General features: G+C 70.6%; 1 protein-coding gene. It reads right to left on the bottom strand.

Going from position 1 to position 313, the window contains the following annotated elements; translation table 11 throughout:
* On the bottom strand, positions 1-313 hold a 313-nt coding region (locus tag WN73_RS11510; RefSeq protein ID WP_271552816.1), incomplete at both ends, for an AMP-binding protein.

A 313-nucleotide genomic window follows, 5' to 3' on the forward strand; every position in this document is an offset into this window, starting at 1 on the left:
CCAGATCCACCACCGTCAGATCGCGTAGCGCATCGTCGCCCAGCGCCGATCGCCCCGCTGCATCGGCCAGCAGCACTCGCGGCGCCGCATCGTCGAGAACCTGCCGCAGCCGCGCCGGCGGATAGGCCGGGTCCAGCGGCAGGTACGCCCCGCCCGCCTTGAGGATCGCCAAAAGCCCGACCACCATCGCCACGCTGCGCGCAACGCAGATCGCCACCGGCTGGTCCGGCCTGACCCCGAGCCCGATCAGATGATGCGCCAGGCGGTTGGCCCGCGCATTGAGCTCGCCATAGCTTAGCCGCTCCTCCTCATG

Origin of the sequence: Bradyrhizobium sp. CCBAU 45394 (assembly GCF_028128655.1) — a bacterium.
GTDB lineage: Bacteria > Pseudomonadota > Alphaproteobacteria > Rhizobiales > Xanthobacteraceae > Bradyrhizobium > Bradyrhizobium diazoefficiens.